Raw genomic sequence first — 19,531 nt, forward strand, 5'->3', positions numbered from 1 at the left:
ACCTTGGAGGTTTAAGTAATCTCGATTTATGCCTAAAAAACCCATTATTTACATTTTAGTTATACTGGTCTCGGTGTTAGGGATCGGGAGTTGCTCATCCCAACGAACCGATCCAAACCTGCGGAATCTGTCATGGGAAGAGATCACCGAACAGGCACGCGGCCAGACCGTCAGCATGATGATGTGGATGGGAGATCCCAACATAAACGACTACATGCAAACCTATGTGGTGCCGGAAGTTGAAAAGCGGTATGATATCAACCTGGAAGTTGCCAACGGGCAGGGCAATACCATTGTCTCTATCATTATGAGTGAGTTGCAAGCCGGTAAACAGGAAGGCGAACTTGACCTCGTGTGGATCAACGGCGAAACCTTTTACCAGCTTCGGCAGATAGAAGGATTATATGGACCTTTTCTGGAACAGCTCCCCAATTCAACCTACATCGACCTGGACAACCCGTTTATTAAATATGACTTCCAGCAGCCCATTGACGGGTATGAAGTCCCCTGGGGCAATGTGCAGTTTACGATGATCTATGACTCAGCGCGGGTGACGGATCCGCCGACCACCCGGCAGGCGCTGGCTGAATACGTAAAGCGGCATCCTGGGAGCTTTACCATTGCCAATGACTTTTCCGGCATGACTTTTCTGAAATCGCTGCTGATCGGGATGGCCGGTCCGGGAACGCTGGACGGCGAATTCAACAAAGAAGCCTATCAGAAATACTCCAGCCGGTTGTGGGACTATATCAACCGGCTGAAACCATATATGTGGAAAGAGGGCGAAACATTCCCTGAGAACGTGGCCGCCATGCACCAGCTTTTTGTGAACGGTGAACTCCATTTCACCATGAGCAACAACGACTCGGAAGTGGACAATAAAATTCTGGAAGGCTTTTTCCCGAAGACCGCCCGTGCATTCGTACTAGAAGATGGTACCATACAAAACTCCCATTATCTTGGTATCCCCGTGAATGCTCCACAAAAAGCCGCTGCCATGGTAGTCAGTAACTTTCTTATTTCACCGGAGGCGCAGTACCGGAAAGCCCGGCCCGATGTGTGGGGCGACGGGACGGTGCTTGCAATGGACAATTTGCCCGACAAGTGGAAAGAAGAATTCCGGCAGATGCCGCAGCGAAGATATGCCCCAGCGAGGGATTCGCTCAACAATCACGCGTTTCAGGAACTGGCTCCCGAATATATGATTCAACTGTATGAGGATTTCCGTACAAACATTATTCAGCAGTAAAGCTCAGGCGACAGGTATTCTGCTATTCCTGCTTTTGACGGTGGCACCGCTGCTTATGGGGATTCTGTATGCCGTGCTCTATAGTCTCGGAATTATTGGACTGTTAAGTGAAGGCGTGACCCTATCTTACTGGCAACAAGTCTTGGCAGATGCAGAATTCTGGAACTCTTTGGGATACACCTTTTATATTGCGCTGGTCACCATTACACTTACCATTACAGCTGCACTTGGTCTCACACTCTTTTTGAAAAAGCCGCTGCAAAAAGGATTCCCGGGCTTTTCGCTGTACGTACCGCTCGCTTTTCCAGCCATTGTTGTCGCCTTTCTGGTGTTTCAGCTGGCCTCACAGTCCGGGTTGCTGTCACGCATCGCCTGGCAGCTGGGCTGGATATCCGATTCCGCCACATTCCCCGACCTGGTGAATGATCCCTTTGGCATCGGCATTATTGCTGCACATACCTTTATGGCGGTGCCATTCTTTGGGCTTTATTTCATGAACCTGTATGACGGGGAACAGATCGGGGAGTTTACACAGGTGGCCAAATCACTGGGGGCCTCCAGAGCACAGCAACTGTTTCGGATTGAAGCTCCGATTCTGCTGCGGCGCGGGTTTCCCACCATCATACTGTACACCATATTTATACTGGGATCGTATGAGATTCCCTTGATTCTCGGGCAGCAGTCGCCCCAAATGATGTCGGTGCTGATCATCCGCAAACTTCGAAAATTCAGCCTCGATACCATCCCTGAAGCGTATGTGGCGGCGCTCCTGTTTATCGCTGTCATTATTATTCTGCTCATTGTGATCTTCAAAACACGGTCGTTCAGCTATGATCTCGACAACTAATTTCTCAACATATCTGGCCCGGACCCTTGCCGTGACATTTCTATTCCCGGTGGTGTTTCTGCTGCTGCTCTCCGTTTCGGTCAGCTGGATTTTTCCCGAGGTGCTGCCTGATTCGCTGACCTTACAGCGCTGGATATCGCTGGCAGGCGGCAATAACGATCTGTTCAGCAGCCTGGTGCTCTCGCTGGGGATCGCCTTTTCTGTGGCTACGCTTTCAACCTTTGGCGGATTCTATACGAGCAAACACCTGGCGTACCATCACAAAAGAAGCCTGTGGATGCGGCTTTCCTATTTTCCCTTTGTACTTTCCCCGATCATCTACGCGGCCCTGCTTTATTTCTATTTTATCCGGGCCGGGCTATCCGGGAATGCAGTCGGAGTGATCCTGGGACAGCTCTTGATCGCATACCCGTACAGCGTCATATTGTTTAGCGGTTTCTGGAGCGACCGTATCCAAAATATGGAACAACTGGTTCAAACGCTGGGCGGCAACAGGTGGCAGACCTATCGTCGTGTGTTCCTGCCGATGGCCCAGGGCCTGCTGCTGGTCTGCTTTTTCCAAACCTTTTTGATATCCTGGTTTGAATACGGCCTCACGACCCTGATAGGAGTCGGCAAAGTGCAGACGCTTACCCTGAAGGTGTTCCAGTACATTAATGAAGCCAATTTTTATAATGCCGCAATGAGCAGTTTGCTGCTGGTACTGCCACCGATCATTTTGCTCTATTTCAACAAAAAATACCTGTTTAAGAAACGATGGTAAATCCACTCAGGGCAGAACACATAACAAAGTCGTTCGGAGACGAACAGGTGCTGATAAACCTGAACATGGAACTGCAGGAGTATGAAACGCTGAGCATTCTCGGGCGGTCGGGGTGCGGGAAAACGACGCTGCTCAAGATTTTGGCAGGGTTGGAATCACCTGACCAGGGTTCCGTTTGGGTGGGAGAGAAGAACATTCAATCTCTATCCTCCAGCCAGCGTGATATCGTATATCTCTACCAGGAGGCATTGCTGTTTCCCCATATTAATGTATTTGAAAATATCGCTTTCGGCCTTCGTTTGCGTAAAATGGATGAAAAAACCGTTACCAAGCGCACGAATAAGATGATCAATCAACTGGAGTTGAACGGTATGCAGGACAAGATGCCTCACCAGCTTTCCGGCGGGCAGCAACAGCGCGTTTCTTTTGGACGCGCCCTGATTACCGATCCAAAAGTGATATTGCTCGACGAACCGTTTGGCAGCCTGGACGCTGATACGCGCTCCAGCATGCAGAACCTCTTTAAACGCGTTGCGGATCAGATTAACATCACGGCGATCTTTGTCACGCATAATGTAAAAGAAGCCATCTTGATGGGCGACCGCATCGCAAAACTGGATAATGGGAACCTTAAAATGTTTGATTCCATCGAGGCCTTTGTACAATCAGGGGAAAACAGCGTTAAGGAAGAAATCGATTTTTGGCAAACAATATCTGATAAGCAGTAAACGCATCACCCTTTTTTCTTTTTTACACTATTTATGAGTTCCTTAACACAATTTAATTGTCTGTGTGACAATGACTTAACAGAAATAATGAGCTGTTCAACTGCAAGTATTTTCTGGACTTGATGGCTGCCAGTGAAATTGGGCTTTCTCCCTCCGGCCTGGCGATTTCTGAGCCGCCCCGGGGGCGCAGGGTAGTTATTTGTGACTGGTTATTAGTTATTTGGGACAACGAATAACTAATTCCTAATAACCAATAACTAATCCCGCCGGTGATTTTTTGGGTTCCTTTTTGTTCACACAAAAAGGAACACCTCTTCCTTTGGGAAAAGCTATTGAGATTTTTTTAGGAACCCTATTTAAAGCTTCCGCAAAATTATGTTGCAAATTCCAAGTGTTAGAGGTGACCCTTTTGTCTTGATACAAAAGGGTCTCAACAATCAAGAAGAATCTAAACTCCTCAGGGCGGATATCGATCCGGCCGCTGCTCAGATCTGCCGCCCGCCCTTCGTCAGACATAGATTCTTCCGGTTGGTTTTAGTGCAATAACCCGGTTATAAAACTCCCTCGAAATTCATTATTTATCATTCGTAATTTTAAATCGTTCACCCTTCCGCCCTTTGAAATTTTTGTTGATTCGAGTGACTGGAGCCGAAGCGTAAAGAAACCATTTCTGTTTGAGATCCGTGTTTCCCAGCGGATTGAGTTAAATGGTTTTAGCTGCGGCGGAGGGAACGCCACAAAAATTTCACCAGGCGGCGATTTTTTTGGTTCGTTTTTTCATCGTTGAAAAAATGAACATAAAGCCACGTTAATTTAAAATATTCTGTTTTGACTAAATCCCTAGCCGTTATTCTCGGCAGCGCCTTTGAAAAAAGCATACCCGAAGCCCTGGATATGCAGACGGTGGAAATTGCCACCGACTGGGGCAATCAGAAGCTGTATAAAACGACCGTGACCGGTAACCGGGAGGTGTATGCCATCATCCGGCATGGCGTTCCTCACCATTTGCTCCCAAACCAGATCAACTACCGGGCGCAGGCCGCGGCACTCCATAAGGTCAACTGCGGCGCCCTGCTAATCAACAGTTCCGTTGGCGTGCTGGATCCGGATTTACCCTTGTATAAACCGATGCTGCTGACCGACATGATGATGCCGGAGAACCGTCTGCCGGATGGATCCACCTGCACGATGTTTAAAGATCCTTCGGAAAACCAGGGACACCTGGTATTAAACGAGGGACTGTTTTCAAAAGAACTGGCAAGCCAGGTGTACGGACTTGATCCTGATATAATCTACAAACCGAACCGGGAGCTGGTGTTCGTTTATGCGGGAGGCCCGCGCAGTAAAACATCGGCTGAAAACCGTATGTGGGCACAACTGGGGGGAGATGTCAACTCCATGACCGTTGCGCCCGAAGTAGTATTGGCCAATGAACTCGAAATCCCCGTTTCGGGGCTGGTGGTCGGACACAAATATTCAGTTCCCGGCATTGATAATCCGCCTGAAGAGGATATCAGGGAAACGCTGGAGCAGGCGCGCTCAGCCACAGAGAACATTCTCCTGGAATTTTTACAGCGGGGAGAACCGGTTGAATTTGGCAATCACATTTATCGGTATTAGTATAGTTATTGGTTAATCAGGACATCCCATACCCATATAAACTCATTGGTTACCAATGAGTTATATTTTTATGACAATTACATGTAACTAATTCCCTTATTGGCCAAAAACCTTGCATTTCTGCGATTTGATTATCCCAAAATGGTGCCTCAGATGAACAAAATTACTTATTATTGACAAACAAGCGAAGGCGCAGGGTAGTTATTTGTGACTGGTTATTAGTTATTTGGGACAACGAATAACTAATTCCTAATAACCAATAACTAATCCCGCCGGTGATTTATTGGGTTCCTTTTTGTTCACACAAAAAGGGACACCTCCGCCTTAAGAAAAGACCTATTGTAAATTTTTGAGGAAGTCCTAATTAGTATAGTAGTTATTAGTTTAAAATAACTGCACTCTTAAACATATCCTGCTTGTTATCTGTGTAAAACTTTGGCTGAATACCTAGCAAAATTTGATGGTAATAACACTATTATGCAGCTCTCCAAGGAAAAGATATACGCATTAATATCGGATCACTTGCCCCAGTTTGAGCGTGTTGGCTCACTCGAATCCCTGCGGGGCGGTAACCTCAATTATGTTTGGCGTCTGCGAGGAAAAAATAAAAACTTGATTATCAAACATGCCCCTTCATACATCGCATCCAATCCTGATATACCGCTAAACAACAACCGAATCGATTTTGAAGCCAGGGCGTTAGAGCTGTTTGAATCCGCAGAAACGTTGAGTGAGATATCGTCTGCGCAGGTTCGGCCGCCTGAACGTCTGCTATATGAACCGAATCAGTCGTTGCTGGTAATGGAGGATATCGGATCGGTCCCGGCGATTGATTCCTGGCTTTCCAGCGCTGCCGAAACCACCCAAATCGGGAGCCTGCTGGGGCACTTCATCGGGCAGCTTCACAAAAAAACCTTTAACGATTCGGGTTTACGTAAACAGTTCAACAACAAGCCGATCCAGGAGACGCGCAACCAGGTTCAGTACCAGCCCGCTGCCGATTATGCCAGCGAAATCATTTCGTTACAAAACACTAATTTTGAAACTCGAACAAAAGCATTGGGAGAAAAACTGCTGGACCCCGGGAAATGTCTTGTGATGGGCGACCTGTGGCCTGCATCCATTTTAATTAAGAATGGGAATCTGCGGCTGATCGACTGGGAGTTTGTCCATTATGGAAGACCGCTACAGGATACAGGGCATTTTGCAGCACATTGCTGGATGCAGGCTCACGCCGCTTCCTCGTCTAAAGTAAAAGAAAAATGGAAGCAGCTTTGGTTATCGTTCTGGAATACATATCAGCAAACTACCGGTGAACTTTTTGAAAATCTGTACAATCAAGAAGAGCACGACTTTATGACTACTCATATTGCAGATGAGATACTGGTGCGTGCTGCGGGGCCTTTTAAGGACGGATATGTTTATGAAGACTTTCCGCCTTCCCATCCCAAAATTGAAGAAGCCGTCAACTATGCCGTTCAGATAAGTGAGCGTACCATAGCCTCAATCTGGGATTTCCTTCCTGGTCAAGTATAAGGGACCCTTTCTACATTTTACTTGTAAGAAATCCGCCATCCATGTGGTCAAAGTATATCAAAACCAACAGGAATAAATTGATCTCATCATTATGAATAAAGTAGCAGTTGTTGTGTTAGCGGGAACAGAATCTCACGAATCACTGGGCCGGGTAGTGAATGCGCTGGAGCTTGCCAAGGAGCTGCAGGAGCATGACGACGAGGTCACGATCGTATTTGACGGAGCCGGGACTGAATGGATTCCGGAACTGGAAAATGAGGAACACGATGCCCATCCACTATATAATGCCGTTAAAGGCAACATCCATGGTGCCTGCCGGTTTTGTGCAAAAGCTTTCGGGGTCTTCAAGGAGATAAAAGAGACCGATATAGATCTGCTGGATGAATATGATCAGCACCCAAGCCTGCGCAACTTTATTGTGGATGGTTATGAAGTGGTTACCTTCTAGCCTGCATTTCCTCTGATAATTTTAAAAGGGCTCAAATTAATTTATTACTACACGATATTTATCAAGTAAATGCATTATCTACAAACTCATGGTAATGTGATTTGGACTGATCCGTCACCGAATTTTCATGTTTTTTTATGTATTCTCTGGGAGTTAGACCAGTAAATTTTTTAAACTGACGATTAAAATGAGAAATATTATTATAACCGCACTCATATCCCACTCGAGAAATGTTTTTGTCCGTCTTTTTTAATTGCTTACATGCCTGGGATATACGCACTTCATTTAAAAATTCGCAAAACGTCTTACGAGTCCTTTTTTTGAAAAATTTACAAAAGGCTGCCTTGCTATAATGAGCAATATCAGCTATTGTTTCCAACTTAATATCTTCTTTATAGTGTTTTAGGATATAATTGATTACTGAATTTACTCGACGACTATCCTCTTCAGATGGAGGGTTTGTACTGCTGATATCGGCCAGGTATTTGAAATTTGTAGATTCAGCAAGACGTTGAAGAATTTTTAAGATTCGAATGAACTTAGTAAAACCTGATTGACCCCGGGTTCTGATCATTCGGGCCCCAATCTTTGTTGAAATACCAGGCAAGAATTGGATCCCCCGATCCGCTCTTTTTATTAATCCTTGAATAGTAGAGAGCTCGTTAATTTCAAAAAAGGTATTGCCAAGAGATTCATCACTGAAAAAGATTGAAATGGAACGTGATTTGCCAGCATTTTCTACATCAAAATACGATGGGTCACTTTTGAATAAGTGATTTTGATTAGCTCCAATCAAAAATAGCGATCCATCGTTGAAAGGGGAAATAGAATCACCGATAAAAAGATCCCCTGTACCTTCAATTATATAAATTAGTTGAAGTTCAGGGTGATGATGTAACTGGTCATAAAAATGAGTCAGTTCATCATATTGTATAAAAAACCCTTCCTTCACTGTTTTTGGGAGCTTAAAATAAATCGATTGGACGCTTGACATGATACTAAATTGTTGTAAATAGGTGATATTTCGACTACCACTAACAATTATGTGTTATTTAATTAAATAAACAAGTATTTAAAAAGATTAAGAAAGATTGTGACACTATTTGAAAATATAGTACAAGAATGTTCAATACGCTTCTCTTTCATTACTTATTGAATTAGTCGAGTATTACTAAATATTTATTTGTAAATCTATTTACTATGGAAGTCGATTGGGATGGAATTTACCCTGCTATTACTACAAAGTTCAAAGAGGAGGATGACTCACTTGACCTGAAAATGTTTGAACATAACATTAATGCACAGCTCGATGCAGGGATTCATGGTATCGTACTTGGAGGTTCCCTGGGAGAAGCCAGCACGTTAAAAAAAAATGAAAAATTCACTCTGCTTGAAAAGACACTGGAATTGGTTGGGGATCAAATCAGTGTGGTTCTCAACATCGCACAGACATCTACTATGGGAGCAGTTCAAGAGGCCGAGGAAGCTGAGGAAAAGGGTGCACACGGGCTGATGGTTTTACCTCCGATGCAGTACAAAGCTGACGATCGTGAGACGGTTTCCTATTTTAAAACTGTTGCGGAGAGCACTAGCCTGCCGATCATGATTTATAATAATCCGGTAGATTACAGTATTGAAACCACTCCAAACATGTTTGAGAAACTCTTGGAGCATGAAAACATCCAGGCTGTAAAAGAGTCTACGCGGGATTTGACCAATATAACACGATATCGAAACCGTTTTGGCGACCGTCTGAAAATACTGTGTGGTGTGGATACGCTGGCCCTTGAGTCGCTGTTACTGGGAGCCGATGGTTGGGTGGCCGGGCTGGTTGCAGCCTTCCCGCGGGAAACAGTTGCTATTTATGAACTTGCCAGGGCCGGCCGCCTAGAGGAGGCGCGCGAGATCTACCGCTGGTTTATGCCCCTGCTGGAGCTGGATATCAATCCCAAGCTGGTGCAGAACATTAAACTTGCAGAAGTGACTACAGGCCTCGGAACTGAAACGGTACGCCCTCCACGCCTGCCACTGGCTGGTGAAGAGCGTGAACAGGTACTAAAGGTCATACACACCTCCCTCGAAAACAGGCCCGAGCTTCCCCGGTTGAGCTCGCAGAAAACGGGTTCTCTGTAATTTTGTATCAGCACCATTGATTCAAAAAAATATTGATCCCAAACGTTTCCCTGAAGAGCGTAAAACGCTTCTTTTATATCGACCTCCATACGTATGAGAATCCCGTGTGCCTGCTAACCGGTGGACCTCGGTTTTGTGCTGAAGTACGGCGCAACTACAACATGGCAGGACTCCAAAGGTAATGCGTTTCGATCCAATCCATAATCCAATCCACTACCGATGTTTGAGACCAAGATTTATAAAAATCGTCGCAATACTCTAAAAAAGAGTCTCAATTCGGGACTGGTACTCTTGTTGGGCAACGAGGAGAGCAGTATGAATTATGCCGATAACTGCTATCGTTTCCGGCAGGACAGTACATTCCTTTACTATATTGGATTAAACAAATCTCGTTTGGCCGCGATCATTGACGTAGACGAGGACAAAGAGTTTTTATTCGGTGACGATCCTACCATTGATCAAATAGTGTGGACCGGCAAGGTGCCCTCTCTGCAGGAGCTTACAAAACAGGCCGGCATGGATGGCTGCAGGCCCTATGAGGGAATCAGGGCCTATTTTGATCAACATGCCAAAGACCGGAAAATTCATTACCTGCCGCCTTACCGCCCCGGGCATACGCTGAAGTTGCAGGAATGGCTCGGTTTGGCTCCTGAAGAGATAGCGGCCGGTAAATCGGTGGAACTAATCAAGGGTATCGTTGAACAACGTAATGTGAAGAGTGAGCAGGAACTCGCTCGTATTGAGGAAGCCGTTAATATGAGCGGACAGATGCACCTCGAGGCGATCCGTGCTACCCGCCCCGGCATGAAAGAGTACGAAGTGATGAGCCGGGTCCACCAAAAAGCGCTGGAGCTGGGCGGTCGGCTGGCATTCCCCATCATTTTGACCAAACACGGGGAGACCCTGCACAATCATTCATACGACAATACCATTGAAGAGGGTGATATGGTACTCTGTGATGCCGGTGCCGAACATCCGGACGGCTACGCCGGGGATCTGACCCGTACCTTTCCGGCTGGCCGGCATTTCAACGATCTGCAGCGAACAGCATATAACATTGTTCTGGAAGCCCAGATCGCGGCCGTGGATATTCTGAAGCCCGGTGTTCGATTCCTGGATGTGCACCTGGCCGCCTGCAAAAAACTGGTAGAGGGCCTGAAGCACTTGAATCTCATGAAAGGTAACCCGGCGGAAGCAGTACAGGCCGGGGCCCACGCCATGTACTTTCAGTGTGGACTCGGCCACTTGATGGGCTTGGATGTGCACGATATGGAAAATCTGGGCGAAGAATACGTTGGGTACACCGGGGACCTTGCCAAGTCAAAACAGTTTGGTCTTAAATCGTTGCGGCTTGGGCGTAAGGTGGAGCCCGGATTTGTTGTAACGGTAGAACCCGGTCTCTACTTCATCCCCGAACTGATTGATTACTGGGGCGGCCAGAAAAAGCATGAAGCGTTTATCAACTATGATAAGCTGGAAGAGTTTAGGGACTTTGGGGGTATCCGAATCGAAGATGATTATATAGTAACTGAGGGTGGCTGCAGACTGCTGGGCAATCCCATCCCCAAAAAGAGTTCAGAAATCGAAGAACTTCGCCGTAAGGCACTGGAAGAAAGCACTGATGAATAGAGGGATTCTCAATTAAAGAGGACTCAGGGGTTTTGTCCAATGCCAACCCCTGAGTGGATATGAAACCGCAGTTTATACCTCTTAGATAAAGATTACGAATGTGGTTTATGACAAAATAGCCATGACAGGGCATAAAACGTTGCGAAATTTCACCCTCAGCGGCGTTGAAGCGTAAGCAACCTGCTCAACATCTGTAAAAGGCGTTTTTCGGCTATTTTCACTTCGTCCACCGTACGAAAAAATATGGAAATTCGGGTTAGACTTTTGGTCTCTTACTAGTTCACGTGGCAAACAATAAAATAGTACAACTTTTAAGTAAGAATCTGTTAGAACCTGATATACAATCGTTTAAATTGATAATAAAATAAATAAGTAAGGAATTGTTCTGCTTTACATAAAAAAATAAATTCGCCATGACTAAACTAGTTACAGGCCTCTTTGTTTCTCTGATGTTTCTGTTAATAACAGATCTGTCTGCTCAGCAACGTACGATTACCGGGCAGGTGATAGACGCTGATGACAGATCTCCACTCCCTGGTGTAACGGTAAAAGTGCAGGGATCAAATCGCGGAACCGTTACAAATGCAGAGGGCAATTATGAAATTTCAATAGCGAACGACAATGTGGTTTTGATATTCTCATTTATAGGATATCAAAACAGGGAGATTGCTGTCGGTAATCAAACAGTGATCGATGTTGCACTGCAACAGTCTGTCGAGGAGCTTGGTGATGTGGTAGTTACCGCACTTGGGATCGAGAGAGATCGCAGGAAGCTGGGATATTCTGTCCAGGGCATAAGTGAGGAAAATATAACTTCGGCACCGGATTTTAACATCGTAAACTCGCTTTCGGGTAAAATCGCGGGCGTGCAGGTAACCAGCAGTGGCAGCCAGGTAGGAGCTTCCTCAAGGATCACGATCAGGGGTAATTCTTCATTTAGTGGAAATCAACCGCTCTTTGTAGTAGATGGCGTGCCCGTAGACAATTCCACCTCCAACCTCTCTGGGATTGGTGGTGTTGACTATGGCAATGCAGCTTCAGATATATCACCTGATAATATCAAGTCAATGACTGTCCTGAAAGGGGCAAATGCCGCGGCATTATACGGAAGCCGGGCATCCAACGGGGCAATAATCATAGAAACCAAAAAGGGCAGAACAGCCGGTGTCAATATTGATTTTAGTTCCTCGGTTGTGGTTGACAAAGCCGCATATTTCCCCGCATATCAAAATGAATATGGCGGCGGCAATCGCGGTAGTGAATTTGAGTACCAGCGTTATTTGGATCAAAATCCCGGCTCAAACCTTACCTATAACGAATATGCAAAGCAATTTTCGTATAACTATGTGGACGGAAAAGGGGGAGGGGTTAATGATGGAGGAAGTACCAGCTGGGGACCCCGCCTGGATGCCGGCCTTACCCTGGACCAGTGGGCTTCAGGACCCGACAGTCCTTACAGATCGCGTCCGGACAATGTTAGGAACTTCTTTGAAACCGGTACCAGTTTCATCAACAATATCGGTATTTCCGCTCAAGAGGGAATCGCTTCCGGCCGGTTGTCTGTCAATAATCGCAACACCAGCGGCATACTTCACAATACGGATATGGAGCAGACCAATATTTCAGGTAATCTGACCCTGGATCCTTCCGATCGTTTTACGGCATCGACCTCCTTTACATACGTTAATAAACAGAGCGACAATCTGCCCTGGAGCGGGTACGGTTGGACCGGCCGAGCTGGTTTTACGTGGTCTATGACATCCTTTGCATGGGGACCAAGAAATCTTCCCATAAGTGAATTGAGAGATGTACATGAAGATGATTTTAACGGGCACATATTTCCCAACAGTAACAATCCATTTGCTTCCTATCATATCTATACACAGGCTCTCAACAGGGATCGAGTGTATGGAAACGTTACACTTCAGTTTGATTTGCTGGACTGGATATCGTTAAAGGCTCGTACTGGATTGGATTTCTATGGTGAAACACAAGATGAAGTAACGACCTCGGAAGACAAGGGCTTCCAGAGAAGTGGAATCGGTGGGCAATTTCGCCTTAATGATCAAAAAAGGAAAGAGCTAAATGTTGACTTGATGGCTGAATTTACTAAAAGCATTACCGAGTCTATTCAAGTTGATGGAATATTGGGCGCCCACCTGAGGCGTGAGAACCTTGACAGTCAAACCATTGGAGCGAACGACCTTACGGTACCGGACCTTTTTACCGTCTCCAATGTAAATGGAACTCCTGTTACTGGTCAATATGAGCAGGAGCAAGAAGTGCAAAGCCTGTATTCATCCGTAGACCTCTCCTATCAGGATTTCCTGTTTCTGGGCGTTACCGGAAGAAATGACTGGAGTTCTACCCTGCCGGCGAATAATCGCTCCTATTTCTACCCCTCGATAAGTTTGGGATTTAGCATAACGGAAGCGTTTAATATAGAGTCAGACAAGTTCACATACGGCCAATTACGAGGGAGCTGGGCGCGTGTTGGTAGCGATACAAGCCCTTACCAGTTGAGTCGCACATACTCGGCAGGGTCTTTTAACAATGTTTCCATTTTCAATCCTTCTAGTACGTTACCCCCGATCAATCTTAAACCAGAACAGACTACATCATATGAGATAGGGGCTGAACTCCGATTCTTTGAGGACAGGCTTGGGCTCGATATTACCTACTACGATCAAATAACGGAAGACCAGATTTTGCGGGTTCCAACTCCCACTTCCTCCGGGTACTCCTCGCGATTGCTTAATGCTGCAGAAATTCAAAACAGCGGTATAGAGCTTATCCTGAATGGTAACATAATCCAAAGTCTTGAACCGGGAGGATTTGAATGGGATGCAACCGTAAACTATGCCCAGAATAAGAATATGGTAAATGAACTTTACGAAGGCTTAGAGACCATTCAGATATCTCCTGGATTTGGTGGTGCTCGTTCTCTCGGAGTCCCCGGTGAAGAGTGGGGGGCTATCTACGGTATTCCTTTCGTCAGAAATGATGAGGGGAAGATTGTAGTCGGTGCAGACGGTTTGCCGGCCACAACGAATGAGGCGCAGAAATTGGGCAATGTTACCCCCGACTGGACGGGCGGTATCAGGAATTCATTCAGGTTTAAAAGGACCACGTTAAGCTTTTTGGTGGATTTCAAAATGGGTGGAGATATTTTTAGTACTACCGCCTGGCACTCTTATCCAACGGGCGCTTACAAGGTAACCACTAGAAACAATGTCAGAGAGAACGGGTTGATTTTTGATGGATTCCGATTTTCGGATGGTGCAGTTAAGGAGGACGGGACCCCCAATGATATCCGGGTTTCGGCCCAGGATTTCTTTAATGGATCATGGGTATGGAACAACCATGAATACTCCATAATAGATGCTTCGTACATAAAACTTCGGGAATTACATATTGGCTACAGTTTTGACGTAAGTGGTATCGAATGGTTGAGCCAGCTTAACCTTTCCGCTTTTGGACGCAACCTGGCCATACTGTATAGAAGCGATTATATGAAAGAGTATATGCTTGATCCTGAAGTCCAACTGGGTGGCGGGGTTCAAGGAGTCGGATTTGAAAATTTCCAGATACCCACTGCACGTACATTTGGATTTAAAGTAAACGTGCGCTACTAAATTGTAACTTCAGTGCCATATCTGGTTGTTCTTAAGAAAATTCACAGATAAAATTAATTGTCATGTACACTATAGCTAAGATCGCAGGTCATGTAATAATAGTTTTAATGGTATTTACGATCACTTCCTGTACAGAGGATTTTAATCAGATCAATACTGATCCGAACAATGCCACGAATGCGCCTGCAAGTAATGTTTTTGGGGATGGCATCATAACCGTAGCCAATAATCAGTTCGGCGAGCGATTGGATATCTATTATGCGGGCTCCTATGCGGAACATACCGCAGCTATCGGATTAGGTGACTATGAATTTCGCGTAGGTATTAACAACGGCATATGGAACAGTCAATATCGGGCTATGACCTATTTCGTAGATGCACAGCGCCTGGCAGAGGAGTCTGGTAATACCAACCTGCAAGCCGCCGCCTTGATGATGAAAGCCTGGACCGGGCAAAAGACCACTGACATGTGGGGCAAAATACCGTACACAGAAGCCATATCTCTGGAAGAGGGAGTGGCCAACCCCAATTATGATACACAGGAAACAGTGTATACCACCCTGCTTTCTGAATTACAATCTGCTGCTGAAATGTTTGGTTCCGGTTCAGGAGATATCGGTCCGGGCGATTTTATTTTTAACGGTGACGTTGAAAAATGGGAAAAGTTTACCAATTCAACGCGTTTGCGGGTGGCAATCCGGATGTCAAATGTTGACCCTAATACGGCTTCATCCGTGCTGTCCGAGATTCTCAACAATCCTTCTGAGTACCCGGTTATGACCAGTAACGGTGATAACGCCTATCTCTGGTACCCGGGGGTTCCACCAGACCGGGAATTATGGATGGAACGACTGGGAACGGCGGATAACAAGGGGGATCAGTATCGAACTAATCATACCCTGGTTAATATGCTGAAATCTCTCAATGATCCCCGTTTGCCTCTTTTTGTCGATGAGAATGAATATGGGGAATATAATGGCTATGAATTTGGTCCCGGGCAGCGTCAGGATACCATGAATAATGGCAATAACGTATCTCACATCGGCGATCCGATTGGATATGATCCGGATGGATATTCTCCCTTTATGAACGTTGCTGAAGTACATTTTATAAAAGCCGAAGCGTATGAGCGTGGCCTGGTTACCGGGGATGCCCGGGCGGCGTACGAGGCCGGAATTACCGCTTCTTTACAGGAACACGGCGTGTCCGACGGTGATATAGCCACATATCTCAGCGAAACCGGAGTGGCATGGGACAGCGGATCCCGCAGTAACCTGGAGAAGATCTATGTCCAAAAATGGATCAGCCTGATCAAGCAGAGTGTGGAAGCGTGGTCTGAAGTCCGCAGAACAGACGTTCCATTGATGGATACGCCCGCCTCGCCGTACCATAACAATCATAATCGTCCACCATTCCGTCTTCCCTATCCGGCCGATGAAAAGGATTTTAATGAAAACTTCCCTTCAGACGTAAATGAAGTAGACATCTTTTATGGTACACAGGTTTGGTTTGATACCAGAACCGGGGTGCAGTAAAATATTTCATAACGCTGATCAAATTAAACGTGTTCTATTATGAATAGAACGTATTTCCGGTATGGAGTCGTCATTCTTATTGCTGGATTATCCACGGTATTAACCCAGTGTAGGAATAATCAGGCCCGGGATTCTTTGGAGCAGTCAATCTCGCAGGATACAGATGGGTTACACGGGTACCCGGGGTACTCTACTCCTGAGCGACCGGCAGAATACGGGGCCGGAATCGGGTTTTATACCGCCGTATGGCCCCTGGTTGAGCAGACCCCGGCCAATTTCCAGATTGGATTGCCCGGCACCTGGATTATACCCGATAATTCTGGACTAGAAGAAATACCACTGTGCCCGGAGGGAACAATTGCACGCACCTGGGAACCAAGAGGCCCCACGTGGGCAAGCGTTTTTCAGACCATAGAGGGGGGGCTGGGCTACTGGCAGGGGAATAAATACAATTACGGGTCCCCCAAATTCAGTATGAATGCGGTGCCCAACTGTTATAATTCAGAGATCGCCTCACCCGGTTGGCCGTTCTTCTACCGCAATGAGGCATTACCAGCTGAAAAGCTGGGTATCGCACAATTAAGCAATAATATTCTTATTCCGCCGGACGGCATAACGTTCAAAGGGAGTTTGGAAAATAAATTTCTGGGCTACTCCTATATGGCACTGCCGCTAACAGAGGCATATGAGGGACCACCCCCAACGGGAAATCAAAGCTGGACCCTGTTTTTAAATGCATCCAATTTTAAGGGTCCGGTTGCGTATTATTTGCCGGAAATGTGGAGCAGACTTTCGGAAGAATATACCCCCATCAGGGGGCGAGGACTCGATACCAGGCCCGGTAGCATGGGAGGGGGCGGGGCCATGGAAATTAATACCGTTCCATCCTACAAAATGGTTGATGCTGACAGCACACTTTATATCAAAATACCCCAGCTGCAATTTCCCGTTGATAACGAAAATCGGTCTGTCCTTGTGCAAAATGTAACCTATTATACAAGAGATGCCCTGTTTAATTGTATTGAGAGCTGGCGTGATGGTGGCGAGGCTTGTGACACGGATTTTAAACAAGAGGGATCCTGGACTCCGCCGCTTAAAGCCAATACGACCACATATAGACAAGGAGACTATGAGATTTCGGGAATTACAGATTTACTTGATACCGAAATATTTCCTTCCAACACTTTCGGCTTACAATGGCAAAACAATGATGTCACAACTGTAGGGAAATTCCCGCAATATTTTAAACGTGTTGGAGAAGAACATATACCGGTGCATGTATCAGAGGTACCTGAGGCACTGAAAGAAAAGCAATTCCCGGCAGCAAGTACCGATCCAAAGTTTAATAACTGGCGCTACGGGAATGAAGTAATTGAAGGCAATTATCAGTACGATAAAAGGGATCCGTATTATACCCCGGAAGGAGGAGTGTGGGATGACCCCGGTCCGTCTGCCGGGCCATTTACAGCTACCCTGGAAGATGGTTCAACAATAACATATCACTGGTATAGATTTATTGATCAGCCGGTCTTCCAACAATTTGATTGGACGCAATCCAAGAAAGAAAACCTTCAGACGTTTATTGAAAATATACACGCCGAGTGGACTTATGACAAAGAGTATATGGCTCCGCCGGCTACCGGAGAATTAATCTCTATTGATGAGGGATTGATTGTAACTCCACCCCAGGGGATGAAGGCAGGCTATGTTCCGATTGTAACCCGGCAGGAGTAACATTTCTTGATAAGTAATGGTTTGAACTGGTTCCCTTCATGATTAATAGCGTTTTTTGTTAAACCATAGGTAAGATGACTTCACGTCTTAATAGAGATCCTGTAAATGACTAGAGTCAAAATGATGAATTCCTGCAGTCAACTATTCTGGTGTTTCTCACTACTTGCTGCCCTGCAGATGCCACTGGTTGCAGCAGCTGATGATGAGCAGTCTCCACGACCGAATATAATCATATTTCTGGCAGACGACCTGGGCTATGGAGACCTGGGCTCATACGGGCATCCCGTTATTCAAACCCCTCACCTCGACCGTTTTGCAAAACAGGGCGTTAGGATGCTGGATATGCATTCGGCCGGTACGGTATGCTCGCCTTCCCGGGCATCGCTGTTGACGGGCCGAAATGCCTACCGCAGTGGATACTACAATATTGCTGGTTTTTGGGGCACAACGTTACAAAAAGAGGAAATAACCATTGGGCACCTACTCCAGGAGGCCGGATATGAGACTGCCTATTTTGGGAAATGGCATCTTTCCAAATTGGAAAATGACGACGAGGTCGGCATAAATGAGATGGGATTTGATTACTCATTTGCCACTTCCGTCAATGCGTTTGAAGGGCCTGAAAACCCACAAAAGTTTATCCGCAATGGTACCGCTGTGGGTGAAGTTCAAGGGTGGTATGTAGATGTAATTGTAGAGGAGGCCTCCAATTGGATTACCAATAAAAAGGAAGATGACGATCCTTTTTTTGCAATTATTGCAACTCATGAACCTCACACCCCCATTAGTCCACCCAAGAAATTTTCCCAGCTCTACCAGGATCAGGAGATTCAGAAGTTGTCAAGGCACATTGAATATGGTGGAGTACCGCGACCATTGCGTGATATTTCAAAAAACAAGAAAGAGTACTACGGTACGGTCACGCAGGTTGATCATGCTTTTGGGGATCTTATGCAATTTGTGGATGACGAGAGGCTGGCCGAAAATACGCTTGTAGTGTTTACAAGTGATAATGGTCCGGAGTATCCGGTTTCACTTGAAGAGTCTTACGGAGAGTGGGAAGATCCCATTCGGGATAAGTCTTTTGGAACTCCCGGAAAGCTGCGGGGAATGAAACGGTACCCCTATGAGGGCGGACACAGGGTTCCTGGCTTAGCCCGGTGGCCGGGACATATACCGGCGGGAATAGTGAGCGATAAATTATTTAACGGGACTGACTTTTTACCTACGATTGCCAATTTAACCGGTGCTTCTATTCCCAACGACAGACCCATAGATGGTACAGATGCTTTTAATGCATTCCTTGATAAAGAGTATGATAGAGAAGTATCTCCGATGTGGTTTTTCCCGGTCAACTATTCCCATATGCCGGGGATGGCCCATATGGCTATGAGAAAGGATAATCATGTGTTAGTGGGACATCTCTCCCCCAATCCTGAAAATGTTGCGGGTGATAAAAAAATTGATTGGATCAAAACGGCTTTTCCTGTCGATTTTGAACTTTACAATATTGAAAATGATGTAACACAAACCATCAATTTGGCAGAAACTAAACATGAACTCATGATGGATCTAATCCCGATGATGCAAAGGAGATGGATAAATATTCGGGATGAAGGACCATGGTGGAATAGAACCGATTAGGGTTGAATCACAATGCAGCTGACTGAAGGT

General features: G+C 45.9%; 15 protein-coding genes. 13 read left to right on the forward strand and 2 right to left on the reverse strand.

Translation table 11 applies throughout. The features are described from left to right. The first annotated feature begins 28 nt into the window (after nt 1–28). The 4 genes from ACG2E4_RS12825 to ACG2E4_RS12840 are packed head-to-tail and all read left to right on the forward strand — an operon-like array spanning nt 29 to nt 3,587. Complete coding sequence (locus ACG2E4_RS12825) at nt 29–1,249, forward strand: ABC transporter substrate-binding protein (protein ID WP_395261931.1); 1,221 nt, start codon at nt 29–31, stop codon at nt 1,247–1,249. Next, nucleotides 1,215–2,096: an ABC transporter permease gene (locus ACG2E4_RS12830; protein ID WP_395261932.1), complete on the forward strand. Its 882-nt coding sequence runs from the start codon at nt 1,215–1,217 to the stop codon at nt 2,094–2,096. The genes ACG2E4_RS12825 and ACG2E4_RS12830 overlap by 35 nt, the downstream gene beginning before the upstream one ends. Then, nucleotides 2,080–2,859, forward strand: coding sequence for an ABC transporter permease (locus ACG2E4_RS12835; protein WP_395261933.1), 780 nt, complete (start codon nt 2,080–2,082; stop codon nt 2,857–2,859). The genes ACG2E4_RS12830 and ACG2E4_RS12835 overlap by 17 nt, the downstream gene beginning before the upstream one ends. Continuing rightward, a complete protein-coding gene (locus tag ACG2E4_RS12840; protein ID WP_395261934.1) occupies nt 2,853–3,587 on the forward strand; it encodes an ABC transporter ATP-binding protein in 735 nt (244 codons plus the stop codon). The genes ACG2E4_RS12835 and ACG2E4_RS12840 overlap by 7 nt, the downstream gene beginning before the upstream one ends. Nucleotides 3,588–3,830: 243 nt before the next feature. On the opposite strand, the gene ACG2E4_RS12845 is transcribed toward ACG2E4_RS12840, so the two are convergent. Next, entirely contained in the window at nt 3,831–4,103 is a 273-nt protein-coding gene (locus tag ACG2E4_RS12845; RefSeq protein WP_395261935.1) for a hypothetical protein, read from the reverse strand. 312 nt (nt 4,104–4,415) lie between these two features. Here ACG2E4_RS12845 and ACG2E4_RS12850 point away from each other — a divergent pair, with 312 nt between their 5' ends. The 3 genes from ACG2E4_RS12850 to ACG2E4_RS12860 all read left to right on the forward strand — a co-directional run bounded on the left by ACG2E4_RS12850 (nt 4,416) and on the right by ACG2E4_RS12860 (nt 7,191). Then, the gene (locus ACG2E4_RS12850) at nt 4,416–5,207 is read left to right on the forward strand and encodes a 5'-methylthioadenosine phosphorylase (RefSeq protein ID WP_395261936.1); all 792 of its coding nucleotides are present in this window, start codon (nt 4,416–4,418) and stop codon (nt 5,205–5,207) included. 477 nt (nt 5,208–5,684) lie between these two features. Further along, entirely contained in the window at nt 5,685–6,743 is a 1,059-nt protein-coding gene (locus ACG2E4_RS12855) for a phosphotransferase family protein (RefSeq protein ID WP_395276800.1), read from the forward strand. Nucleotides 6,744–6,834: 91 nt separating this feature from the next. After that, the gene (locus ACG2E4_RS12860; protein WP_395276801.1) at nt 6,835–7,191 is read left to right on the forward strand and encodes a hypothetical protein; all 357 of its coding nucleotides are present in this window, start codon (nt 6,835–6,837) and stop codon (nt 7,189–7,191) included. A gap of 61 nt (nt 7,192–7,252) precedes the next feature. Here ACG2E4_RS12860 and ACG2E4_RS12865 read toward each other — a convergent pair whose 3' ends face one another. Further along, nucleotides 7,253–8,185: an AraC family transcriptional regulator gene (locus ACG2E4_RS12865; RefSeq protein ID WP_395276802.1), complete on the reverse strand. Its 933-nt coding sequence runs from the start codon at nt 8,183–8,185 to the stop codon at nt 7,253–7,255. Nucleotides 8,186–8,391: 206 nt separating this feature from the next. On the opposite strand from ACG2E4_RS12865, the gene ACG2E4_RS12870 reads away from it, so the two are divergent. The 6 genes from ACG2E4_RS12870 to ACG2E4_RS12895 all read left to right on the forward strand — a co-directional run bounded on the left by ACG2E4_RS12870 (nt 8,392) and on the right by ACG2E4_RS12895 (nt 19,501). Next, entirely contained in the window at nt 8,392–9,324 is a 933-nt protein-coding gene (locus tag ACG2E4_RS12870; protein WP_395276803.1) for a dihydrodipicolinate synthase family protein, read from the forward strand. A gap of 219 nt (nt 9,325–9,543) precedes the next feature. Further along, complete coding sequence (locus tag ACG2E4_RS12875) at nt 9,544–10,953, forward strand: aminopeptidase P family protein (protein WP_395276804.1); 1,410 nt, start codon at nt 9,544–9,546, stop codon at nt 10,951–10,953. 413 nt (nt 10,954–11,366) lie between these two features. Next, complete coding sequence (locus ACG2E4_RS12880; RefSeq protein WP_395262288.1) at nt 11,367–14,588, forward strand: SusC/RagA family TonB-linked outer membrane protein; 3,222 nt, start codon at nt 11,367–11,369, stop codon at nt 14,586–14,588. A 62-nt stretch (nt 14,589–14,650) separates the two neighbouring features. Continuing rightward, nucleotides 14,651–16,123: a SusD/RagB family nutrient-binding outer membrane lipoprotein gene (locus tag ACG2E4_RS12885; protein ID WP_395276805.1), complete on the forward strand. Its 1,473-nt coding sequence runs from the start codon at nt 14,651–14,653 to the stop codon at nt 16,121–16,123. Nucleotides 16,124–16,162: 39 nt separating this feature from the next. After that, nucleotides 16,163–17,857 (forward strand): hypothetical protein, encoded by a 1,695-nt coding sequence (locus ACG2E4_RS12890; protein WP_395262286.1) that lies wholly within the window; start codon nt 16,163–16,165, stop codon nt 17,855–17,857. 105 nt (nt 17,858–17,962) lie between these two features. Beyond that, nucleotides 17,963–19,501: a sulfatase gene (locus ACG2E4_RS12895; protein ID WP_395276806.1), complete on the forward strand. Its 1,539-nt coding sequence runs from the start codon at nt 17,963–17,965 to the stop codon at nt 19,499–19,501. Nucleotides 19,502–19,531: the final 30 nt, after the last annotated feature.

Origin of the sequence: Halalkalibaculum sp. DA384 (assembly GCF_043951955.1) — a bacterium.
In the GTDB taxonomy this organism is placed as follows: Bacteria; Bacteroidota; Rhodothermia; order Balneolales; family Balneolaceae; genus JAMQKA01.